This is a genomic window from Dongia soli (assembly GCF_034044715.1).
Classification (GTDB): Bacteria; Pseudomonadota; Alphaproteobacteria; order Dongiales; family Dongiaceae; genus Dongia_B; species Dongia_B soli.
The window spans coordinates 639,914-663,078 of record NZ_JAXCLW010000001.1 but is presented as its reverse complement, the minus strand read 5'-3'; the positions used below and the strand labels follow the sequence as shown (position 1 = coordinate 663,078).

Here is a 23,165-nt window from a genome sequence, read left to right as displayed (position 1 = left end):
ATCTTTGGCAACAAACAAATCGTTGAAGGATGCATCCGCCGTGTGCGCGATCACGCAACCAGCCCCTGCCCCCATCACGCAACTCGCGCGTCCTGATGGTCATCATATGGCCTATCATCGGGTATCAGCCAGTGGATTCGGCAGCCGACTGCCAGGTGTCATCTTTCTGCCCGGATTCAAATCCGATATGACCGGCAGCAAGGCAACGGCGTTGGAGGAATTCTGTCGGTCGCGGGGACAAGCTTTTCTCTCTTTCGACTATTTCGGCCATGGCCGCTCTTCCGGCGCATTTACGGACGGCTCGATCGGTCGCTGGGCCGAAGATGTCGTCGCCGCCTTGGACGCGCTCAGCGAAGGGCCTCAGATCCTCGTCGGCTCCAGCATGGGTGGCTGGTTGATGTTGCTGGCAGCGTTGCAGCGATTGGACCGAATTCATGCCTTGATCGGCATTGCCGCCGCGCCGGATTTCACCGAAGACCTGATCTGGGCATCACTCTCTTCGGTCGATCGGGAGAAGATGAGGCATGAGGGACAATTGGCCCAGCCGTCGGACTATTCGGATGAGCCTTACGTCATCACCCGATTGCTGATCGAAGAAGGGCGCCGGCATCTCCTGTTGCGCGACCGCATTGGCATCGACCGGCCGGTGCGGCTGCTGCATGGCATGGTGGATTCCGACGTGCCTTACACAATCTCCCTGCAGCTTGCCGATTGCCTCACCTCTGCCGATGTGCAGATCCGGCTGATCAAGGATGGCGATCATCGTCTCGCGCGGCCGCAGGACCTCAAGCTGTTATTCGATCAGGTTGCCGCCCTATCGTCCCAATTTCCGGTCTAGCTTTTATCGGCTCGATTTTTGCCGTTCATCCGTTTGCGCTGCTGATCGGCGATGCCATTGTGGATGGCCTCCAGTCCCTGGCGGTAGCTGGGATAAAGCAGGGTGATGCCGAGTTCGCGTTTGATGCGATCATTAGAGACGCGCTTGTTGTCGTCATAGAAACTGCGCGCCATCGGCGACAACTCGGCTTCGGCAAAGGGGATGACGGGAGGCGGCTGTCGCCCCAGCAATTCACAGGCATAGGCGATGACATCGGCCGGGGAGGCCGGGTCGTCGTCACACACATTATATGCGCTGCCCGGCGAAGGATGGGTCATCGAAGCCATCAGCACCTGGACGATATCGTCCACATGGATGCGGCTGAAGACTTGGCCGGGTTTGTGGATGCGTTTGGCACGCCCGGCCTGGACGGTTTCGATGGCGGAAGAGCCCGGACCATAGATTCCCGCGAGACGGAATAGATGTGCGGGCGGCGACAGTTGCAGCCATTGCCGTTCGGCGGCAAGGCGCTTGGCGCCGCGCATGCCGCTGGGCGTCAACTCGCTGCTCTCGTCGACCCATCCGCCCTTGCGGTCGCCATAGACGCCGGTGGTGGAGAGATAGCCGATCCATTGGAGATGCTGCTGGCCACGCAGGTCGTCACCGTGTAGATCCAAAACCGGATCGCCGCGGTCGTCCGGCGGCACGGAACTGAGAAGATGGGTGACGCCGGTCAGCAAGCCGTCAATATCGGCCAAGGCTCGGTCGCGATCGAAAAGATGCGCCTCTATTCCGAGCTCGCGCAACTCGCCCTGTCTCGCCTCGTCCCGACACGTGCCGCTGACCCGCCATCCAGCGGCGATCAGTTGCCGGGCCAGATTGGTCGCGGTGTAGCCCAGGCCGAAGCAGAACAGATGGCCGGTTTGGCTCGGATTGCTCATCAATCACCAGTCCGTGAACTTAACGTGTTGTTCGTTCTTGCTTTTTCTCGCCATACAACGGAATCTGCGGCACGACGCAATACCGATCTTTCAGCTTGCTCAGTTTAACCGGATTCACCGTGACGCGCACTTCCTCACTCCAGCTCCAATCGCAGCCTCGGCGAGGGTATCGTTCCCATCGGATGCTGGTGGGAATCCTTGCCCTGACTTTGGCGGCTTGGACCGGGATGCCCGCTTACGGACAATCGGCTGACCAGGCCAAGGAATACAATGACTGCCTGCTGCTGGCGAAGCGGGCGCCGGATCAGGCGGTCGAAAGTGCCGTCGCCTGGGAAAAGCAAGGCGGTGGCGATGCGGCGCGCCATTGCAAGGCACTCGGCCTGATCAATATGGGGCAGGTGGAAGACGGCGCACTGGAACTTGAGCGCATTGCCCAGACCATGCCCCAAGAAAAGGCCAAGATCGCGGCCCAGCTTTTCGGCCAAGCGGCGCAGGCCTGGATTCGCGCGGAGAAGCCGCAGCTTGCCTTGCATGACCAGAATGAGGGGCTGAAGCTGCAGCCCAAGGATGTCGACCTGCTGATCGATCGCGCCACGACCTATGGCAATGCGGGGATGTATTTCGAATCGCTGGAAGATCTCAATACCGCCGCCGATCTCGATAAGGGCCGCCCGGAAATCTATGCCTTCCGCGCCGCCGCCTATCGGCATCTGGAGAACCGCGCCCTGGCGATGGACAATGTCGACCAGGCTTTGAAGCTCGATCCCAATTTCGCTTTGGCGCTGCTCGAACGGGGCAAGCTCAAGCAGCAGGAGGGCGATATCGCGGGTGCGCGCCAGGATTGGCTGAAGGTGGTGCGGCTGGCGCCCAATACGCCGGTCGCCGACGAAGCGCAGCACGGCATCGAACAGATCGACTTGAAAGCCAACTAATATTGGCGGGCCCGCTCAGCTCAGCTCAGCGAGCAGGCCACTAGAAGTCCAGATCAGCGTAGTAAGCGGGTGGCTGGGTGCCCGGCAGATGGTCGCCCAGAAGCGGCCGGAAGCTCGGCCGTGACTTGATACGGGCATACCATTCCTTGGCGCCGAGAAACTCATCCCAATTCACGTCGCCAAGATAATCGATACAGGAGAGGTGCGCCGCCGCCGTCAGATCGGCGAGGGTAAAGCTGTCCCCGGCGAGCCAATTCCGGCGGTCGATCAGCCAAGAGATGTAATCGAGATGAATGCGGATATTGGCGCGGCCGGCACGGATTGCGCCGGAATCCGGTCCGCCTTGGCCGCAAATGCGCTTGATCAATTTTTCGTGCAGCAGGTTCTGCGTCACGTCCCGCTGGAACTTGCTGTCGAACCATTGCACCAGCCGGCGGGTTTCGGCCCGTTCGACCGGCAAAGCGCCCAACAGCGTGCCGCCGGGCTGGATCTCTTCCAGATATTCGGTGATCGCGTAATCGCCGCAGATGATGCTGCCGCCCGGCTCGACCAAGACCGGCGTTTCACCCGCGGGGTTCAGCGCCAGGAATTCATCGCGCCGGTCCCAGGGCCGCTCGGCAATAGCCTCGTATTCCAACTGCTTTTCCTTGAGGAGCAGGCGGACCTTGCGAGATTGCGGTTGGAGCGGAAAGTGATAAAGCCTACGCATCGTTTCGTCCGGTGATTCGCCGGGAGCATAACAACCTGCCGCCAGCGGTTCCAGTCCGAAGCGCCTGCCGATGCGCACAGATTCGTGTACCTCAACAGGGAGCCCATCATAGGATCGGCTCCCTGATTTGGACAAGCATGTCGCGTCAGGCGAGAACAGCGGCAGGCTGATCGCTGAGCGGTTGTTCCAGCCGGTTCAACATTTCCCTCGGCACGACCTGCCAGAACTTGCCGCGCTCCAACTGCCAGTCATTCAGCAGGCGGCCGGCGAAGCGCGATTGCGTTTCTGCCGCGTGCTCTTCCACCATCGAGCGCAGCTGCATCTCCCAGTAATTGGAATCGAGGCGCTGCCAAACCACGCTGTCCGGATTGACCCGGTCAGGGAAAGTGCCGGCATCGTCATAGATGTAGACCATGCCGCCCGACATGCCGGCGGCGAAATTATCGCCCACCGCACCCAGGATCACGGCCATCCCGCCGGTCATGTATTCGCAGCCATTGGAACCGCAGCCCTCGATCACCGTCAGGGCGCCGGAATTACGGACGGCGAAGCGCTCGCCGGCCTGGCCCGCGGCAAACAATTTGCCGGCCGTCGCGCCATAGAGCACCGTGTTGCCGATAATGGTGTTCTCGTTGCTGGTCAGCTTGCTGGAGGGCATTTGACGCACCACGATGGTGCCGCCGGAAAGACCCTTGCCGACATAATCATTGGCATCGCCGAAGACTTCCAGCTTCAGGCCTTGTACTGCCCAGGCGCCGAGCGACTGGCCGGCGGAGCCGCGCAGCCGCACGGTGAGATGGTTGGGCTTCAGGCCGGTCATGCCGAAGCGCCGGGTGATCTCGGCCGACAACCGGGTGCCGATGGCACGGAAGGTGTTGCGGATATTGTACTGCAGCTGCATCTTCTCGCCCGCATTGAACAGCGGACCGGCATCCTTGATCATCTGCGCATCCAGGGTGTCGGGCACCTCGTTGCGTCCTTCGATGGTGCAATAGCGCGCCTGATCGCCGGGATCGGCCTGGGCCAGCAGCGGATTGAGATCGAGATCGTCGAGATCCGCGGCGCCCCGGTTGACCTGTTCCAGCAATTCGGTCCGGCCGATCACGTCATTCAGCGATTTGACGCCGAGCGAGGCAAGGATTTCGCGCACTTCCTCGGCGACGAAGCTGAAGAGATTGACCACCTTTTCCGGCGTCCCGGTGAATCTCTCCCGCAGCTTCTCGTCCTGGGTGCAAACCCCGACCGGGCAAGTATTGGAATGGCATTGCCGCACCATGATACAGCCCATGGCGACCAGCGAGGCGGTACCGATGCCGAATTCCTCGGCGCCCAGCATCGCCGCGATGACCACGTCGCGGCCGGTCTTGATGCCGCCATCGGTGCGCAGTCGCACCCGGTGGCGCAGGCGGTTCAGGGTCAGCACCTGATGGGCTTCGGCGAGGCCCATCTCCCAGGGCACGCCGGCATATTTGACGCTGGTATGGGGCGAGGCGCCGGTGCCGCCGACATGGCCCGAGATCAGGATGACATCCGCCTTCGCTTTGGCGACACCGGCGGCAATGGTGCCGATGCCGCTGCGTGCCACCAGCTTCACGCAAACCTTGGCGGTCGGATTGATCTGCTTCAGGTCATAGATCAGCTGGGCCAGATCCTCGATCGAATAGATGTCGTGATGCGGCGGCGGGGAAATCAACGAGACGCCAGGAGTTGCATGGCGCAGCCGGGCGATCTCCAACGTGACCTTGAAGGCCGGCAGCTGACCGCCTTCACCGGGCTTGGCGCCTTGCGCGACCTTGATCTCGATCTCGCGGCAATTGCTGAGATATTCCGCCGTCACGCCGAAGCGGCCGGAGGCGATCTGCTTGATCGCGGAATTGGCGTTGTCGCCATTGGGCTGCGGCTTGAAGCGGGTCGGATCCTCGCCGCCTTCACCGCTATCGGATTTGGCGCCGATCCGATTCATGGCAATGTTCAGCGTGCCATGCGCTTCGGTGCTCAAGGCGCCGAGCGACATGCCGGGTGTCACGAAACGCTTGCGGATCTCGGTGATGCTTTCGACTTCATCGACCGAGACCTTCTGGCCACTCGGTGCGAAATCGAGCAGATCGCGGATCGCCACCGGCGGCAATGTGTGAACCGCTTCGCTGTAACGCTTGAAGGTCGAATAGGACTCGCTGCTGACGGCGCTTTGCAAAGTGTGGATGAGATCGGGCGCCCAGGCATGGGTCTCGCCGCTCTTGCGATAGCGATAGAAGCCGCCGACCGGCAAGGTGACGATATCCGTCGCCCAAGCGCGATTATGCAGTTCCAGGACACGGCGCTGGATACCGGTCATGCCGATACCGGAAATGCGGGAGGGCATGTTCGGGAAATATTCGGCAACCAGGGTGCGCGACAGGCCGAGCGCTTCGAAATTGGCGCCACCGCGATAGGAGGAGATGACGGCGATGCCCATTTTCGACATCACTTTCAGCAGACCCTGATCGACCGCCTTGCGATAGCGTTCCAGGCAATTGTCCAAAGCGAGATTGCCGAAGAGGCCGCGCGCCTGCCGATCGGCGATGCTGGCTTCCGCGACATAGGCATTGACCGTGGTGGCACCGACACCGATCAGCACGGCGAAATGATGCACATCGAGGCATTCGCCAGAGCGGACGTTGAGCGAGATGAAGGTGCGCAGCTGCTGACGCAGCAGATGCACATGCACGGCGCCGGTCGCAAGAATCATCGGTATCGCTGCGCGGTCGGGTCCAACCCGCTCGTCCGACAGGATGACATGGGTGGCGCCGCCGCGCACCGCATCCTCGGCCTGGCGGCGGATCGCCTGGATGGCGTCACGCAGGGCATGATCGCCATCCTGGGGATTAAAGGTGCAATCGATTTCAGCAGCGCTCTCACCCATATAGGCGCGCATCGCCTGGAATTCGGCCGTCAACAGCACGGGGCTGTCCAACTGTAGCAGTCGGCACTGGCTTTCATCCTCATCCAGCACGTTGCCGAGATTACCGAGCCTCGTCTTCAAGCTCATGACCCTGGCTTCGCGCAAACTGTCGATCGGGGGATTGGTGACCTGGCTGAAATTCTGCCGGAAGAAATGATGCAGGCCGCGATACTGATCGCTCAGAACCGCCAGGGGCGTGTCGTCACCCATGGAGACGATGGCTTCCTTGGCCTCTTCCACCATGGGCTGGAGAATCAGTTCCAGATCTTCCAATGACAGGCCGGCATCGATCTGGCGGCGGCGAAGCAAGTCGCGATCGAAGATGGCGGGTTCGCCGCGGGTCTCGCGCACCAGGTCGTCGATGACGGTGATGTTCCGGACCCAGTCGCTGAAATCGGCGCTGGCGGCGAGCTTGTCGAGAATTTCGTCGTTCTTGTAGAGCTTCCCTTTGGCGAGATCGACAGCGATCATCTGGCCGGGCCCGAGCCGCGCCTTGGACAGAATGCGCTCTTCGCCGAGCCGCACCATGCCGGTTTCCGAACCGGCGACCAGCAAACCGTCTTCGGTGATGGCATAGCGCAGCGGCCGCAGGCCGTTGCGATCGGTGAAGGCGACCACCCAATTGGCAGCGAAACCGCAGATCGCCGCCGGGCCATCCCAGGGCTCCATCACAGAATTGCAGTAGCTGAAGAGATCCTTATGGGCTTGCGGCATGGCGATGCGGCCGTCCCAGACATCAGGCACCAGCAGGCAGCGCACCATGGGCAAGGGTCGTTCCTCGGTCACCATGATCTCGAACACATTGTCCAGGGCTGCCGAATCCGATCCGCCCGATTGGATGACCGGTTTCAGCTCCGCCATATGGCCGCCATAGATGCCGGATTCCATGCGCGTCTCATGGGCGGTCATCCAGTTGATATTGCCTTTCAGCGTGTTGATCTCGCCGTTATGGGCAATGACGCGGAACGGCTGGGCCAGGCTCCAAGTGGGGAAGGTGTTGGTGGAATAGCGCTGGTGATAAATCGCGAAATTGGAGACGAAACGGTCATCGACCAGATCAGGATAGAAGGCGGTGAGCTGTTCGGCGAGGAACATGCCCTTATAGATGACCGACCGGCAGGAGAGCGAGCAGATATAAAGCTCGCCGATGCCTTCGGAAGCCGCGGCCTTCTCGATATGGCGCCGGATGATGTAGAGATCCGTCTCGAATTGCTCTTCCGTGACGCCGCGATTGTTGCAGATCATGATCTGCTCGATCTCGGGCCGCGAGGCATTGGCTTTGTCGCCGATGATGCCGATATTCACCGGCACCTGGCGCCAGCCATAGATCGTGTAGCCGTAATTGAGAATCTCGCGCTCGACGATGACGCGGCAGCGTTCCTGTTTGCCGAGATCGGTGCGCGGCAGGAAGATCTGGCCGACGGCGAATTTCTCGTTATTGATCTCCTGGCCGCCCTTGCGGATGAAATCCTCGAAGAAGGCGTGGGGGATCTGCACGTGGATGCCGGCACCGTCGCCGGTCTTGCCATCGGCATCGACCGCGCCGCGATGCCAGACGGCCTTCAGCGCTTCGATGCCTTTCAGGACGACTTCGCGCCGCGGCTTGCCGTCGATGGCGACGATCATGCCGACCCCGCAGGCATCATGTTCGTCGCTGGGGTCGTAAAGTCCCTGTGCCGCCAGTTGTGCGCGCTCGCGATACCAGTAAGGAACTTGCTCGGCCATGATGGTCTTCCTTTGGGCGGCGCCGATAGCACCGCCAAGACTGCGATTGATCTCGTTATTCCGCCGCTTTGGCGATGCGCTCTGCTTTAGCGAGGTATTGCGCCATCGCTGTCGCTGCATCGCGGCCGTCCCGGATGGCCCAGACCACCAGAGATGCGCCGCGCACGATATCCCCAGCGGCGAAAACGCCCGGGATGCTGCTCATCATGGTCTTATGCTCGATTCGGATCGTGCCCCATTTGCTGACTGATAATTGCGGCACGTCGAAGGCTTGCGGCAGGTCTTCCGGATCGAAGCCGAGCGCCTTGATCACCAGATCGGCCTCGATATGGAAATGCGAGTTCTCGATGACGCGCGGCGTTTGCCGGCCGGTGGCATCGGGCAAGCCGAGATGAATGCGATGGGCACGCACGACTTTGACGTTGCCGGCGCCATCATCGAGAAAGGCCTCAGGTGCTGCTTGCCAGACGAATTCGACGCCTTCTTCCTCGGCATGCGCGACTTCGCGCTGCGAGCCGGGCATATTCTGGCGGTCGCGCCGGTAAAGGCACTTCACGGACCGCGCGCCTTGCCGGACCGCCGTCCGCACGCAATCCATCGCCGTGTCGCCGCCACCGATCACGACCACATTCTTGCCGGCAGCATCGAGATTGCCGCCCTGATCCTGCACCTGATCGCCGAGCCCGCGCCGGTTGCTGGCGGTTAAGTAGGAAAGGGCCGGCATAATCCCTGCCAGCCCCGAGCCGGGCGCCGCGATGTCGCGTGCCTTGTAAACACCGGTCGCGATCAGCACCGCATCATGCTGCTGACGCAGATCCATTAAGCTCATGTCCCGGCCGATGTCGATTCCGCCGCGAAAGAAGATACCGGCATCCTGCAGATGCTGGATGCGGCGGGCGACGATGGCTTTGTCCAGCTTGAAGTTCGGGATGCCGTAAATCAGCAATCCGCCGAAACGGTCGTGCCGATCATAGACGGTCACCTGGTAGCCTTGACGGCGGAGCTGTTCTGCCGCTGCCAGTCCGGCCGGCCCGCTGCCGACGATGCCAACGGATTGCGGCAATTCCTGGCGTGGCCGGACCGGCTGCACCCAACCCTTTTCCCAGGCGGTATCGGTGATGTGCCGTTCCACCGCGCCAATCGTGACGGCGCCATGCCCGGCTTGTTCGATGACGCAATTACCTTCGCAGAGGCGGTCCTGCGGGCAAATGCGGCCGCAGATCTCCGGGAAGGTATTGGTGGCGCTGGAGATTTCATATGCCTCTTCCAGCCGCCCTTCGGCCGCCAGTTTCAGCCAGTCGGGGATGTTGTTGGAGAGCGGGCAGTGGACCTGGCAGAACGGCACGCCACATTGCGAACAGCGGCTGGCCTGGGCCGCCGCCTGGGTCGGTTTGAAGTCGCGATAGATCTCGCCGAAGTCCCGCCGTCTTTCCGCAGCCTTGCGCTTGTCCGGCGATGCCGGTCCCAGCGAGACGAATTTCAGCAGCTTTTCGGCCATCGCATTCTCCCTTCGGCCCGGATCCCCCTAGGCCCCCGTCGCTGCTTGCCAATGTCCGTTGCTGAACCTCATCCAAGCGTCTCAGCCAAGATAGGTCAGATCATGCGACCGATCTAGTAAAATTCGGAATATAGGACAAGCATATTGACCTATATTCCCTTCGGCCGCCCAAGTGTGTCGCCCTGCCTTCGAAAGAGGTCGAGTTCAGACTAAATATAGTTCCAAAATGGGACGATCAGTGTGATAGGCGAGACTCGCAGCGCCATGCTATAGGTTGGGCCGCCTGGGGGCCTGGCCTCAACTTTGAAGCCCGAGCGGTGACTGCGTGCCTAATATCGACATTCTGGTTCTCGCCATTGTCCAGGGCGTGACCGAATTCCTGCCTATCAGCTCTTCCGGACATCTTATCCTGGTGCCAATGTTCTTCTGTTGGCCGGACCAGGGATTAACACTGGATGTGGCAGCCCATGTTGGCACGCTGCTGGCAGTCCTGGTCTATTTCTGGCGGGACGTCGTGGGACTGGGGCAGGGTGTCTGGCAGATTGTGCAGCGCAAACGTGATCCGCGGGCCCGTCTCGTCAGTTATTTATTGGCGGGATCGCTTCCCGCCTTGGTGATCGGCTTCATTCTGGATCAATATGCCGGCGACAGCCTGCGCAATCCCACCATCATCGCCGCCATGCTGATCATCTTCGGTCTGATCCTTTATGCGGCCGACAAGCTGGGCTTGACCGTCCGCCGGCTGGAGCATCTGAATATCGGCCATGCCTTGCTGATCGGCATCTTCCAATGTCTTGCCTTTATTCCCGGCACCAGCCGGTCCGGCATCACGATGACGATGGCGCGTTTCCTCGGCTATGAGCGGATCGAGGCGGCCCGTTTCTCTTTCCTGCTATCGATTCCGACCATTGCCGCCGCCGGGCTCTACAAAGGGGCCGAGCTTATCCTGAGCGGTTCCCCCGCCCAGATGCAGGCCGCTTTGCTGATGACGGTATGTGCGGCGGTCGCCGGCTTCCTGGCCATCGCTTTCATGATGTATTGGCTGCGCCGGGCCAGCATGGCGCCGTTCGTGATCTACCGCGTCGGCCTCGGCCTTTATCTGCTCTATGTGATCTATCGACTGCCCGGCCTGTTTTGCTAAAGCGTGAACCGAGGCCTCAGACGCGTGCTGGAGGCTAGACCCGGGCGAAGGCCATGCGCATGAAATTGTCGTAGATCTGCCGCGCGGCGCGGTTGAACGCGGGCATTTTAGCGCGGGCCTCGGCATCCAGCCGCGGCATCGACCCCACCCCCAGACTTTCGTCGAGCGCGCAGGCATAGGTCGGCACGGCACCCCATTCGCGCACCGTCTCCGAGGTCAATTCGACGTGGTATTGCAGGCCATAGGCGCGGTTGCCGACGCGCATCGCCTGGATCGGGCAAAGCGGCGACTGCGCCAGGATGACGGCGCCCGGCGGCGGCACCTGAACCTCGGCGCCGTGCCATTGCAAGGCTTGCTGCGACTTGGCCATGCCGGCGAAGATCGGATCCGCGCCTCCCGCTTCGGTGAGCGTCACATCGAAAATGCCGACTTCCGGCTTAGCCATTTTGCCGACATCGCCGCCGAAGGCTGCCGCCAGCAATTGATGGCCGAGGCAAAGCCCGAGGTAAGGCAGGCCCCGCTGCTGCACGGCTTCGCGGATCGCCTGTTTCTCCGCGACCAGCCAGGGATGTTGGTCCTCTTCCCAGACATCCATCGGCCCGCCCATGACCCAGAGCGCGTCGTAATTGCCAAGCGAGGGAATGGAAGCGCCTTCATCCAGCTCCACGGCATCCCAGGCGATACCGTCGGCGGCGAGGAAATCCCGCAGAATGCCGGGGTGCTCGCAGGCCATGTGTTGGAACACCAGAAAGCGCATGATGACGTCTCCCCCTATTTCCGGTCATAACCGCCGCGTGGGCGATATTTGTCAAGGTAAGTCGGCAAAATAACTTCTACCGCCGTCGGCGTAATGCCGAGATCAGCGAGGCCTTTAGCGCCGGGACTGACGACATTGTCGCGCTTCAGCAGGCGAACCTGGTCGAGCGTCAGCGGTGGCGAAGGCAAGTACTGAAGGAGCGCTCCTTGGAGACTGGCCAGGGCGAAGGGAATTGGGATCAGCAGACGGCGCCGGTTGATCTCCCGCAGCATCAGCTCCATCAGCTCGCGGAAGCTGTATGTGGCGGGTCCGCCGAGTTCATAAATCTGGCCAGCGGCTGCCGGTTGTTCCAGGGCCGCGAGTACTGCATCGGCCACATCGAGCACATAGACCGGCTGGAAACGGGTTCGTCCGCCGCCGATCAATGGCAGGGCGGGGCTGAGGCGTGTCATGGCGGCGAATCGGTTGAAGAAACTGTCCTCTGGCCCGAAGACGATGCTGGGACGCAAGATCGTCGCTGTGGGGAAGGCGCCGCGCACCGCCTCTTCTCCCGCCGCCTTGCTGCGCCCATAGGCTGCTGGACTGCTGCTGTCGGCGCCGATGGCGGAAATATGCACCATCTGCCGCACACCGGCCGCCTTGGCAGCGGCGGCGATTCGGCCGGGACCTTCGGCTTGAACCTTGTCGAATCGCTGCGCGCCGGATTCGAAGAGGATGCCGACCAGATTGACAACGGCATCTGCGCCGGCGACCGCCGCCTCGACCGAGCGCTGGTCGCGGATATTGGCGGCTATGGGCGCTGTCTGGCCGAGCAGGCCGGTCATTTTCAGGAACAGGGCGTCGTCGGGCCGGCGTACGGCAACCCGGATTATCCAGCCCCGCTTGGCTAGTTTTTCGACGACATACCGGCCGATAAAGCCGGAACCGCCGAAGACAGTGACAACGGGATCACGCATATCATCACCCCGAATTGCGACCGCGTAAGGAGTTCTTGCTAGCATAATTTGCAGCCTGACGCAGTGCGTGTAAAAAGGCGTTGACTTTGCCGGCATTCTGAACAGAATGCGCCGCGCCGCGTATGGCAAGTTCAGGACCTCGTATAAACCCTGCGCTCGTCATAGTCAGGCGCCCAGGTGGCGGAATTGGTAGACGCGCAGGTTTCAGGTACCTGTGGGGCAACCCGTGGAAGTTCGAGTCTTCTCCTGGGCACCATCCTTCAAGTAGTCTCTGCGCGACAATCCGGTTTTCCGTCGATTGCGCAGTGGGGAACTTCAAATGACGATCGAATTGCATCGCGGCGATCTGCCAGACGGCCTCAATCTTGGTCCGGTGGTAGCCATCGATACCGAGACCATGGGGCTCAATCCCGCTCGCGACCGGCTTTGCCTGATTCAGCTTTCCGCCGGTGATGGTGCCTGCCATCTGGTGAAAATCCCCTTGCTTCGCCCGGGTCAACTGCACCATGCGCCAAATCTCAAGGCTTTGCTGGAAGATCCAGCGGTCCTGAAGCTGTTCCATTTCGCCCGTTTCGACCTGGCGGCGCTGCGCGCTTATCTGGGCGTCAATTGCCAGCCGGTTTATTGCACCAAAATCGCCTCGAAACTGGTCCGCACCTTCACCGACCGGCATGGGTTGAAAGATCTGTGCAAGGAACTGCTGGGGGTCGAGCTTTCGAAGCAGCAGCAATCTTCGGATTGGGGCGCCGAGGAACTGACGGCGGAGCAGCAAAAATATGCCGCCTCCGACGTTCTTTACCTGCATCAGCTGAAAGCTAAGCTGGATATACTCCTAAAGCGTGAAGGCCGGATGGATGTGGCGGAGGCATGTTTCCGCTTCCTGCCGACCCGGGCTATCCTTGATCTGGCAGGTTGGGAAGATCCCGATATCTTCCACCACTAATTCGCTTGTGATCGGAGCCCCGACCCTCGGAAAGAGCCATGGCTCTCCCTATCTAAACAGGGTAAAAGCTACCGACCACGAAAGATAAATCGGGTAAAACCCTATAGATTCGTGGGATAAGCGGCGCTATGGTCGCCTAAACATTTGTATCGAGAGCATTATGTCGAAGGTCATGACGGTCGATCGGCCGACGCCCGAACAACAGCGCTTTGCCTCAGAGGGTCTGGCATCCGCCGAACGCGTGCTGCGGCAAGAGGCGACGGCGCTCACTTTATTGGCCGATTCGCTGAATGAACATTTCCCGCGTGCGCTGGACCTGCTGATGGCGGTGAGCGGGCGGGTCGTGGTTACCGGCATGGGTAAGAGTGGGCATATTGCCCATAAGATCGCGGCGACCTTGGCTTCGACCGGGACCCCCTCGCAATTCGTGCACCCAGCTGAAGCGAGCCATGGCGATCTTGGCATGGTGACGCCGAAGGACGCCGTCCTCGCGCTGAGCAATTCCGGCGAAACGGCAGAATTGTCCGATCTCATCAATTACACCCGGCGCTGGCATATTCCCTTGATCGGCATCACCAGTGGCGCCGGCAGTGCCTTGGGAAGCGCCGCCGATGTGACGTTGGCCTTGCCGAAGGTCACTGAAGCCGGCACGCTGGGTCTTGCTCCGACAACCTCGACCACGATGATGCTGGCTTTGGGCGATGCAATCGCCGTTGCCTTGCTGGAGCGCAAAGGATTCTCGGTCGAAGATTTCAAGCAGTTCCATCCCGGCGGCAATCTCGGCCAGCGGTTGCTGCGGGTTGCCGAGCTGATGCATGTGGGGAGCGAGATTCCGCTGGTCGCGGAAGATGCGGTCATGTCGGTCGCCATCTTGGAAATGACGGCAAAAACCTTCGGTTGCGTCGGTGCGATCGATGCCGAGGGCCGCTTGACGGGCATCATCACCGACGGCGATTTGCGTCGCCACATGGGCAAGGACCTGTTGGAGATGCGGGCCGTTGAGGTGATGACCCATGCGCCGGTGACGATTCGCGCCTCCGCTTTGGCGGCCGAGGCGCTCGGCATTATGAATGACCGGTCGATCACCAGCTTGTTCGTGCTAGAAGATGAGCGCCCGATCGGCATCATCCGTCTGCACGATTGCTTGCGTGCCGGCTTGGTCTGACGAGGATGGCGGTGGCAGAGAACAGCGATCAACTGAAGCCGGCCCAGATTCAAAGCGAACATCTGCGCGGTCGGGCTCAGCGTCGCTCCAAGCGCCGGCGACCGCTGGTGCTGGCGATGAAGATCGGTCTGCCGCTGATCGCCCTCGTCACCATGAGCTATCTCAGCTACTGGTGGTACGTCCACAATCGGGAAAGCGTTATTACCGTGGAGACATTGCAGCAGGCCGTGCCCGGGGAGCCGACCGTGACGCTGAACGATTTCAAATACAGCTCGGTCGACAACAAGAACCGGCCTTACACCATTACCGCCCCCTCGGCCAGCCAGCCCCAGGGCAATAACAAGAACACCATCACCCTGGTGCAGCCCAAGGCGAAGATCACTTTGGAGAATAACGGTTGGATGGCGGTGACGGCGCAAGACGGCCTTTATCATCGCGACTCCGATCTGGTGGATCTAAAAGGTGACGTGACGCTCACGCACGATAACGGCATGGCCTTTCACAGCGCTTCGGCACAGGTCGACCTGAAGGCGAAGATTGCCGCCGGCTCCGATCCGGTCCAAGGCCAAAATAAAGATTGGGCGATCGCGGCCCAGGGATTCCGTGTCCTGGATGATGGCAATCTCATCATTTTCGAAGGACGCTCGCATCTCACACTCAATGGCAAGGGAAAGGACGGCAACGGATGACGCCGCGCTTCGATTTTCCATTCGCGCAGGCCTCGCGGCGTCGCGCCTATCGCCACCATGTCATCGCCGCCTGCGCCGTTGCGCTGGGCATTGGCGGTCTGGCTTTAGCCCCAGCGGATTTCGCTGCGGCCCAGGAGACGACCAATTCGGCCACGACCGGCAGCAGTGATGCGGGCGGCGGCGGTTTCGATTTCAACAGCAGTTCCAAGCCGATCGAAATTACTGCCGATAACGGCATCGAATGGGACAAGAACCAGAAAGCCTATACGGCCCGCGGCAATGCTTTGGCCGTGCAGGGTGATCAGTCGATCGCCGGAGCCGTGCTGAACGCCTATTACAGCGTCGACAGCAACAAGATCGACCGGATGACCGCAGAGGGCAACGTCGTTATCAAGAATTCGACCCAGACGGCCTATGGCGATCATGCCGATTACGATGCGCAGAAGAAGTTGCTCGTGCTGACCGGCAAGAATCTGAAATCCGTGACCGATAAGGGCGATACCGTGACGGCGCGCGATTCCATGGAATATTGGAAAGATCGTGATGCAGTCATCGCGAAAGGCGCGGTTTTTATTGATCGGGGCGACACGAAGATTCATTCCGACACCGCGACCGGCTATTTCCACCCTGACGACACCGGCAAGAAGGTGATGTATCAGATCGAGGCTGTCGGCCACGTTCGGACCGATACCAGCAAACAGACAGCCTGGGCGGATAAGATGGTCTATAACCTGGACACCAAAGTGGCGGTCCTGACGGGTCATGTCCGCATCAACCAGGACAACAACGTCTTCACCGGCGACAAGGCCGAGATCAATACCCAGACGAATATCAGCCGCCTGGTGGCGGATAAGTCCAAGGGTAGCAGCGGTCGGGTGAAAACGGTGATCGGGCCAAAAAACAAAACCGATTCAAACGGCAGCACGACACAGCCATGAGCAACCCAAAGCACACTGCGAAACTGCGGGTGGTGAACGGCGACAGCGGGGATTTTCCTGCGTCAACCGGTGCCGATGGGCATCATCCGGGCATGATCATGGTGGATGGCGTCGCTGTCGATCCCGCCTCGGTCGATGGCCTGGTCGCCTATCATCTGGGCAAGCAATATCGCAAGCGGCCGGTCCTGCGGGATGTCACCATTGGGGTACGGCGAGGCGAGGCGGTTGGGCTGCTGGGACCGAACGGCGCCGGCAAGACGACCTGTTTCTATATCATCACCGGATTGGTGCGGCCGGATGCCGGGGCGATTTACCTCGACGGCCAGGAAGTTACCGAACAGCCGATGTACGAACGTGCCCGCGCCGGTGTCGGTTACCTCCCCCAGGAAGCCTCGATCTTTCGCGGCATGACGGTGGAACAGAATATTTTGGCAGTGCTTGAAGTGGTCGATCGCGATGCCGATTCGCGCCATGCCAAGCTCGACAAGCTGCTGGATGAATTTTCGGTCGGCCATCTGCGCAAGGTGCCGGCCCTGGCGCTATCCGGCGGTGAGCGCCGCCGGGTCGAAATCGCGCGCTGCCTGGCCACACGTCCCAATTATATTCTGTTGGATGAACCGCTCGCCGGTATCGATCCGATTGCCGTTGCCGATATCCGCGATATCGTTTCGCATCTCAAAGATCGCAGCATCGGCGTCTTGATCACCGATCACAATGTTCGCGATACGCTGGAAATCGTCGACCGCGCCTATATTCTGCACGAAGGCGAGGTTCTGCGCGAAGGCGCGCCCCGCGAGATCGTTGCGGATGAAGCCGTCCGGCGCGTCTATCTAGGCGAAGGGTTTTCGCTTTAACATCCCTCCCTATATGGGAGCGGTTCCCCTTCAAGCAATTGTCATGCCGAGTGCCTCGAAGGCCGTGCAAGTTGCTTTCTAATTTGCTAGGCTAGCCGCGCCATGGCAGTCACGCAACGATTAGACCTACGCCAATCCCAAACGCTGGTCATGACGCCGCAGTTGCAGCAGGCGATCAAGCTGCTGGAACTGTCGAATCAGGAACTGACCAGCTACGTCGAGCAGGAGCTCGAGCAAAATCCGCTTTTGGAACGGGGCGATGATGCACGCGCCGAGGGAACGGAGATGGCAGATGGCGCGGCCGACTTCTCCGGCGACGGCCCGGAAGGGGAAGGGGCGGAAACGGCAGCGGATAATCTGCTCGATGCCAGTGATTATGGTCGCCGCGAGGTTCTCCCCGACGAGCGGGACTCACCGCTCGATACCGATTACGAGAACGTCTATAGCAGCGACGGTGCGGCAGACGGCGCGGCCGCCGTGGCGGATCTCGCTGGCCTCAATTCATGGCGCAATGGCGGCGGTGGCGGCGGCGGTGATTTCGGCGATGGCGAATTCGGCCTGGAACACACGCTCAGCCGTGAGCTCACGCTGCATGAACATCTCGAGCAGCAGCTCGGCCTCGATATCGCTGATCCGACGGAACGCCTGATCGGCCTGCAATTGATCGATCTGGTCGACGAGGCGGGTTACATCCGGGCCGAACTCACTCCCATTGCCGAAAGATTGAACTGCGATCTGGCGCAGGTCGAAGCCGTGCTGCGCAAATTGCAGCAACTCGATCCAATCGGCGTTTGTGCGCGCGATCTCGCGGAATGCCTGGCGTTGCAATTGAAGGAGCGGGATCGCCTCGACCCGGCGATGCAGACCTTGCTGCAGCATCTCGACCTGCTGGCCAAGCATGATCGTGCGCAATTGATGAAGTTATGCGGGGTGGATGCAGAAGATCTCGCCGATATGATATTGGAGATTCGCAGCCTCAATCCGCGACCCGGCGCCAGCTTCGACAAGATTGAAGCGCAGACAATCGTTCCGGATATCCTGGTTTATCGACAGCCGGATGGGAGTTGGGGTATCGAACTGAATGCCGATACGCTGCCGCGCCTGCTTGTCAATCAGCAATACTACGCCCAGGTATCCGGCCGCACCCAGTCCAAGCAGGACAAGGACTATCTGGCGGAACGTCTCTCGGCCGCCAATTGGCTGGTCAAGACGCTGCACCAGCGCGCAACGACGATCCTGAAGGTTGCGTCGGAAATTGTCCGCCAGCAGGAAGCCTTCTTCCTGCATGGCGTCCAGCATTTGAAGCCGCTCATTCGCCGTGACATCGCCAATGCGATTGAGATGCATGAAAGCACGGTCAGCCGCGTCGCGACCAACAAATATATGGCGACGCCGCGCGGCCTTTATGAAATGCGTTACTTCTTCTCGGCGGCCATTCAGGGAGCCAATGGGGTCGCCAGCCATTCGGCCGAGTCCGTCCGCTCCCGCATCAAGGAATTGATCGACGCGGAGCCCGCCAACGCGGTTCTGTCGGATGATCAACTGGTCGCAATTCTTAAGGGGCAGGGCGTGGATATTGCTCGGCGCACCGTCGCTAAGTACCGGGAATCGCTCAAAATTCAGTCTTCCGTCCAACGTCGGCGCGAGAAAGCCTTGCGTTCTGTCTAAGGGGCGCTACATGATTCTCCCAGGGAGGTTCGGATCAGCGGCCAGTCGCCGACTGTCTAAATCCTTAACAAGCCAAGTAGGGTTTCCCGGCGGCCTTGACTCGGTCGAGGCCGGTTCTTATGGTCCCGGCTTCTTTGCGTCAGTCGGGACCGGAGGAGCGGCAGAGGACGCCACAATTCCGATTGGGCCCGTTAACCTGGACGTGGGAAATGAACCTGACCGTTAAAGGTAAGAACCTGGATGTTGGCACGGCCTTGCGTACCCACATCGAGGAAAATCTGGATAGCATCTTCGGGAAATATTTCGGCAATCCGATCGAAGCAAACGTGACCTTGTCGAAACAGGTGCATCTGTTTTCGGCGCAGATCTCAGTTCATGTCGGCCGTGGTATTCTGCTGCAATCCGAAGCCGAAGCGGACCAGGCTTATGTTGCCTATGACAAGGCGGCGGATCATCTGTCGACGCGGTTGCGACGCTATAAACGGCGCCTGCGCGATCACCATCGGGCCGCGACCGATTCGCGCCGGGCGGCGCAGTATATTTTGCCCGCCGACGGTCACGGTGAGGGCGGTGCGCTGGAGCCGGCGCTTGATGCGGCGCCGATGATCATCGCGGAGATGCAGACGGATATTCCGGCGTTGACGGTGAGCGAGGCAGTAATGCGCTTGGATCTGTCGGATCAGAAGGCGATGATGTTCCTGAACCGCGCCCATGGCGGCCTGAACATGGTTTATCGCCGCAATGACGGCAATATCGGCTGGGTCGATCCCCGAATTCAATCGGAGGCGTCGGCACGGCATGCATAGTGCTGGTCCGATGAGCGATCTCCGGAAAATGCCTGACATTTATCCGCGACGCTTCGTCGAGACTGACTTGGGACACTGGCGGTTGCCCCTGGGGAGCAACACGTCAGGACGAGGGAACCAATGGAAATAGACGATTTGATTACGCCGGCCCATGTGGTTGCTCGGCTGAAGGCAACAAGTAAGAAGCAAGTGTTGCAGGAACTGGCGAAGCGGGCCGCAGAGCTGACCGGCCTGCATGAGCGATCGATCTTCGATGTCTTGCTGGAACGCGAACGCCTCGGTACGACTGGCGTCGGCAACGGCATTGCCATCCCGCATGGCAAGCTGGCGGAAATGAAGTCGCTGTTCGGCCTGTTTGCGCGGTTGGAAGAATCCGTCGATTTCGATTCGATCGACGAACAGCCGGTTGATCTCATTTTTCTGCTCCTGGCACCCGAAGGTGCCGGCGCGGATCATCTCAAGGCTCTGGCGCGCGTCAGTCGATTACTGCGCGACCGAGGTATCTGCGAAAAACTGCGCGGCACCGATCAGCCCGAAGCGCTCTATGCGTTGCTGACCGACAGCACGGCCAGCAACGCGGCATAAGCCTACATTGATTTCCTTGCGACAGCGGCGCAACCATCGGGTTGCGCCGCTTTTGTTTTGCTCGTCGGCCTGAGACAGCACTCAGAACCCGTAAACCTCGGCGGGATTGTCGACCAGAATTTGTTTGGCGGTTGCGGCATCGCCGCACCAGCCGGCGAACAAATCGAGCAGATATGCGTCATTTGGCGGGTCCTTCGGCTTGCTGGGATGTGGCCAGTTTGTCGCGAAGAGACAACGTTCGGGGGCATCGGCGATCAATGCCCGGGCGAGCACCGCCACATCGGCATAATCCGGCGCTCCTGTCACCGAGGTCTCATAGACGCCGGAGGTCTTGACCCAGGTACGGCCGCCATTGATCAACTGACGCAGGGCGCGGAAGCCTGGATGGTCGGTGCCGACCGGTTGCAGGAACTTGCCGTTATGATCGATCACCAGCCGGCCCGGCAGGCGTGAAAGCCGCGGCAGCGCATCCTCCAGCAGCCGGCCATCCATCTGCATTTGCACATGCCAGCCGAAGGCCGCCGTCTTGGCGGCAAGAATATCGAGGTCTTCCCATGTGAGCGCCCCGCCGCCGATCATGAAGAAGCGGATGCCGCGAATGCCGAGCTCCGTCAGTCGGTCAAGCTCGGCATCCGATACGTCGCGCGGCACGACCGCGACGCCGCGCGCCGCCGATCCCAGCACTGCCATGGCGTCTAGCGTTGCCTTGTTATCGAAGCCATAGACCGAGGGCTGAACGACAACGGCCCGCTGCAGGCCGAGCCGTTCGCGGAGCTTCAGATAGGCCGCGATATCCCCACCGACAACCGGCGGGAAAGGCGAGTCCGGCCGCGGCGGATAGAGCGCCGGATCGCCATAGATATGCATATGGCAATCGCAGGAATTCGGCGGTGGCCGGAAAGCGGGCGGTTCGGGCGGGAGCAACCGGGCGGACGCTTCGCTCATGCTTGCCCCCACCACCGCGTCGCCCGGTGAGGATTGACGGCCAAAGGTGGCAATGTCCCTTGCAGCAGGGCGCGGACCTGCGCCACAGTCTCCAGGGCCTGATGTTCCGAAGGCTCTGGCATCAACGCCGCGGAATGCGGTGTCGCGACGACGTTCGGCAAACGCGCGAGTTTCAAGCTCGGCTGTTCGTCCGTGCCGAGGCCGACATCCAGCCCGGCGCCGGCGATGGTGCCAGTCTGCAAGGCCGCGTGCAGATCGTCCTCATTCACCAGAATCCCGCGCGAGATGTTGATGAAATAAGCGTCCCGCCGCATCCGGCCGAAGGCGGAGGCGTTCATCATGCCGGTCGTCTCGGGCGTGGCATAGGCGGCGCAAACGACGAAATCCGGCTGCGAGAGAACCTCATCGAAGCAGGCCGCTCGGACAGCGCCATGGCCGATTCTGGCATAGGGATCGTAGACCGAGACCTTCATCGCGAAGGCCAGGGCCAGTTCGGCGATACGACGGCCGATCGATCCATAGCCAATGATGCCGACATGCGCGCCAGCGAGCTGGCGGCGAAAGACCATGCGATGCTCGGCAATTCCGGCGTGATAGCGCTCGGCGGTTTCCGTGATGCCGCGGGCGAGATCGAGCATCAATGCGATTGCGTGCTCACCGACGGAATCGGCATAGCCGGAACTGCAGCGGCAAACCAGGATGCCCGCAGCTGAAGCGGCATCGACGTCGATGTTGCGGATATCCACCGCACAGCGCGTGAGCACCTTGACGCTGTTCAGGCGTTGCAAGACCTCGCGCGGTGCGGCGGCAAGGCGGTCGGAGATGACCATCTCGCAGCCTTCGGCGGCGGCCACCAGGTCGTCTCCCCGTAGCGGTTGATCGGACTCGTTCATCCGCAGGTCCACGATCTCTTTCAACTGCGCGACCGCTTTCGGGCTGTAGAAGTGCTTGAGCAAGTCCCGGTTATGGGTGAGAAGAACACGCATCATTCAAATACCCCTTCGACGATATGGGCTGGCAGGCGCCCCACCACCCAGCGGTTCATGGCCAGGATCATGTCATCGCGCCAACAGAGCTGTCCCGGACGGGCGAGCCTGGACGACAGGCCGCGTTGCTGTTTTTCCAGAATGCCGACATCTTCACGGGCAACGGCCTCCCATCGCTTGTAATAGGGAGCCGCCAATTGCGGAAAATCCGGCTGTTCGGTATAGCTGCGGGGGAAGCAGCCGCCGATCGACAGGATGGAATGATCAACCGCGACCGGCCGTACTGCCAGCCACCAGATACAATCCTGGGCGCTGGCGAATTGTGTGGTCGGATGGATCAGGGTGAAATGCGTGCCTTGCTTTGACTGCTCGGAAAGTCCCTCGATTGCCGGGAAGGGCGGCTTGTCCTTGAGCACGGCGATGGATTGCGTCGAGAGAACCTGAAAGCTTTGCCATTCGCCAACCGTCGGGAAGCTCACACTGCGCTGCGCACCGATCGTTGCCGCATGGACGATGCCGGTATGATAGGTTTCCATGGCGTTTTCCAGCAGCATCTTCCAATTGCATCTGGTCTCGATCTCGGTACGCCAGGTGCAGACCATCTCACCGAAGCGATGCGATCCCAGAAGATCGGGCAGATTACCAAGATGCTCGGCGAGGCTGGGTGCCGTGTCGTCGTAATCGAGGAAGATTGCGCCTTCCCAGATCTCCATGCGGATTTCGGCCAGCTTATGCGAGGAATGCGACGGATCGAAATTCGGCACTTCGCTCATATTGGGCGCGCCGGCGAGCGTGCCGTCGAGCCGGTAGCTCCAGGCATGATAGGGGCAGATGATCCGGCGGGCCGTGCCGCATCCTTCGAGTAGAGTGGAGGATCGATGGCGGCAGACATTGGCGAAGGCGCGCAACACGCCGTCATCGCCCCGAATCAGAAGCGCGGGTCCCCCAACAGTATCGAAGGTGCGGTAATCGCCGCGCTTCGCTACTTCATCGACCCGCCCGGCGAAGAACCAGTTCTTGAGATGGATATGCTCCATCTCCGCCTTGAAGATTGCCGGGTCGGTGTAAAAGGCCGGCGGCAAGCTTTTGGCTTCGCCCAGCGGCGGCTCGGACCAGACATAGGGTTGGGGGCTGAGTGTCTTGTGCCCATTGTGGTGGCTGTTCATAAT

General features: G+C 60.7%; 20 protein-coding genes and 1 tRNA gene. 12 read left to right on the top strand and 9 right to left on the bottom strand.

The window, feature by feature from the left end; genetic code table 11:
- Nucleotides 1-106: 106 nt before the first annotated feature.
- Complete coding sequence (locus tag SMD27_RS02955; RefSeq protein ID WP_320506836.1) at nt 107-838, top strand: alpha/beta hydrolase; 732 nt, start codon at nt 107-109, stop codon at nt 836-838.
- On the opposite strand, the gene SMD27_RS02950 is transcribed toward SMD27_RS02955, so the two are convergent.
- Complete coding sequence (locus SMD27_RS02950; protein WP_320506835.1) at nt 835-1,758, bottom strand: SDR family oxidoreductase; 924 nt, start codon at nt 1,756-1,758, stop codon at nt 835-837. The two genes, SMD27_RS02955 and SMD27_RS02950, sit on opposite strands and share 4 nt — an antisense overlap.
- 188 nt (nt 1,759-1,946) lie before the next feature.
- Here SMD27_RS02950 and SMD27_RS02945 point away from each other — a divergent pair, with 188 nt between their 5' ends.
- Nucleotides 1,947-2,690: a tetratricopeptide repeat protein gene (locus tag SMD27_RS02945; protein WP_320506834.1), complete on the top strand. Its 744-nt coding sequence runs from the start codon at nt 1,947-1,949 to the stop codon at nt 2,688-2,690.
- 40 nt (nt 2,691-2,730) lie between these two features.
- Here the strand turns inward: SMD27_RS02945 and fzlA are convergent, their stop codons facing one another.
- From fzlA to SMD27_RS02930, 3 genes are all read right to left on the bottom strand, one after another.
- On the bottom strand, nt 2,731-3,399 hold the full coding sequence (fzlA, locus tag SMD27_RS02940) for an FtsZ-binding protein FzlA (RefSeq protein ID WP_320506833.1): 669 nt from the start codon (nt 3,397-3,399) through the stop codon (nt 2,731-2,733).
- Between the two features lie 145 nt (nt 3,400-3,544).
- Nucleotides 3,545-8,065, bottom strand: a complete 4,521-nt coding sequence (gene gltB, locus SMD27_RS02935; protein WP_320506832.1) for a glutamate synthase large subunit — start codon at nt 8,063-8,065, stop codon at nt 3,545-3,547.
- A 55-nt stretch (nt 8,066-8,120) separates the two neighbouring features.
- Nucleotides 8,121-9,563 (bottom strand): NAD(P)-dependent oxidoreductase, encoded by a 1,443-nt coding sequence (locus SMD27_RS02930; RefSeq protein WP_320506831.1) that lies wholly within the window; start codon nt 9,561-9,563, stop codon nt 8,121-8,123.
- A 325-nt stretch (nt 9,564-9,888) separates the two neighbouring features.
- Here SMD27_RS02930 and SMD27_RS02925 point away from each other — a divergent pair, with 325 nt between their 5' ends.
- The gene (locus SMD27_RS02925; protein WP_320506830.1) at nt 9,889-10,704 is read left to right on the top strand and encodes an undecaprenyl-diphosphate phosphatase; all 816 of its coding nucleotides are present in this window, start codon (nt 9,889-9,891) and stop codon (nt 10,702-10,704) included.
- A 34-nt stretch (nt 10,705-10,738) separates the two neighbouring features.
- Here SMD27_RS02925 and SMD27_RS02920 read toward each other — a convergent pair whose 3' ends face one another.
- Together SMD27_RS02920 and SMD27_RS02915 are read right to left on the bottom strand one after the other, a co-directional pair.
- Complete coding sequence (locus SMD27_RS02920) at nt 10,739-11,461, bottom strand: type 1 glutamine amidotransferase (RefSeq protein ID WP_320506829.1); 723 nt, start codon at nt 11,459-11,461, stop codon at nt 10,739-10,741.
- Between the two features lie 14 nt (nt 11,462-11,475).
- Nucleotides 11,476-12,417 (bottom strand): complex I NDUFA9 subunit family protein, encoded by a 942-nt coding sequence (locus tag SMD27_RS02915; protein WP_320506828.1) that lies wholly within the window; start codon nt 12,415-12,417, stop codon nt 11,476-11,478.
- A gap of 171 nt (nt 12,418-12,588) precedes the next feature.
- On the opposite strand from SMD27_RS02915, the gene SMD27_RS02910 reads away from it, so the two are divergent.
- The 9 genes from SMD27_RS02910 to ptsN all read left to right on the top strand — a co-directional run bounded on the left by SMD27_RS02910 (nt 12,589) and on the right by ptsN (nt 20,065).
- Nucleotides 12,589-12,673: transfer RNA gene (locus SMD27_RS02910), tRNA-Leu, on the top strand.
- 63 nt (nt 12,674-12,736) lie between these two features.
- Nucleotides 12,737-13,360, top strand: a complete 624-nt coding sequence (locus SMD27_RS02905; protein WP_320506827.1) for a ribonuclease D — start codon at nt 12,737-12,739, stop codon at nt 13,358-13,360.
- Nucleotides 13,361-13,520: 160 nt separating this feature from the next.
- Nucleotides 13,521-14,525, top strand: coding sequence for a KpsF/GutQ family sugar-phosphate isomerase (locus tag SMD27_RS02900; protein WP_320506826.1), 1,005 nt, complete (start codon nt 13,521-13,523; stop codon nt 14,523-14,525).
- Between the two features lie 11 nt (nt 14,526-14,536).
- Nucleotides 14,537-15,214 carry an LPS export ABC transporter periplasmic protein LptC gene (gene lptC, locus SMD27_RS02895; protein ID WP_320506825.1) on the top strand — a complete coding sequence of 226 codons (678 nt, stop codon included), beginning with the start codon at nt 14,537-14,539 and terminating at the stop codon, nt 15,212-15,214.
- On the top strand, nt 15,211-16,152 hold the full coding sequence (locus tag SMD27_RS02890) for an LptA/OstA family protein (protein WP_320506824.1): 942 nt from the start codon (nt 15,211-15,213) through the stop codon (nt 16,150-16,152). The genes lptC and SMD27_RS02890 overlap by 4 nt, the downstream gene beginning before the upstream one ends.
- A 98-nt stretch (nt 16,153-16,250) precedes the next feature.
- Nucleotides 16,251-17,006, top strand: coding sequence for an LPS export ABC transporter ATP-binding protein (gene lptB / locus SMD27_RS02885; RefSeq protein WP_320507543.1), 756 nt, complete (start codon nt 16,251-16,253; stop codon nt 17,004-17,006).
- Between the two features lie 102 nt (nt 17,007-17,108).
- Nucleotides 17,109-18,674, top strand: coding sequence for an RNA polymerase factor sigma-54 (gene rpoN / locus SMD27_RS02880; protein ID WP_320506823.1), 1,566 nt, complete (start codon nt 17,109-17,111; stop codon nt 18,672-18,674).
- A 209-nt stretch (nt 18,675-18,883) separates the two neighbouring features.
- Complete coding sequence (gene hpf, locus SMD27_RS02875; protein WP_320506822.1) at nt 18,884-19,480, top strand: ribosome hibernation-promoting factor, HPF/YfiA family; 597 nt, start codon at nt 18,884-18,886, stop codon at nt 19,478-19,480.
- 120 nt (nt 19,481-19,600) lie between these two features.
- Nucleotides 19,601-20,065: a PTS IIA-like nitrogen regulatory protein PtsN gene (gene ptsN / locus SMD27_RS02870; RefSeq protein ID WP_320506821.1), complete on the top strand. Its 465-nt coding sequence runs from the start codon at nt 19,601-19,603 to the stop codon at nt 20,063-20,065.
- A gap of 81 nt (nt 20,066-20,146) precedes the next feature.
- Here ptsN and SMD27_RS02865 read toward each other — a convergent pair whose 3' ends face one another.
- The 3 genes from SMD27_RS02865 to SMD27_RS02855 are packed head-to-tail and all read right to left on the bottom strand — an operon-like array spanning nt 20,147 to nt 23,162.
- Nucleotides 20,147-21,010, bottom strand: coding sequence for an amidohydrolase family protein (locus SMD27_RS02865; RefSeq protein WP_320506820.1), 864 nt, complete (start codon nt 21,008-21,010; stop codon nt 20,147-20,149).
- On the bottom strand, nt 21,007-21,999 hold the full coding sequence (locus SMD27_RS02860; RefSeq protein WP_320506819.1) for an NAD(P)-dependent oxidoreductase: 993 nt from the start codon (nt 21,997-21,999) through the stop codon (nt 21,007-21,009). Before SMD27_RS02860 ends, SMD27_RS02865 begins: the two co-directional genes overlap by 4 nt.
- Nucleotides 21,996-23,162 (bottom strand): aromatic ring-hydroxylating oxygenase subunit alpha, encoded by a 1,167-nt coding sequence (locus SMD27_RS02855; RefSeq protein WP_320506818.1) that lies wholly within the window; start codon nt 23,160-23,162, stop codon nt 21,996-21,998. Before SMD27_RS02855 ends, SMD27_RS02860 begins: the two co-directional genes overlap by 4 nt.
- Nucleotides 23,163-23,165: the final 3 nt, after the last annotated feature.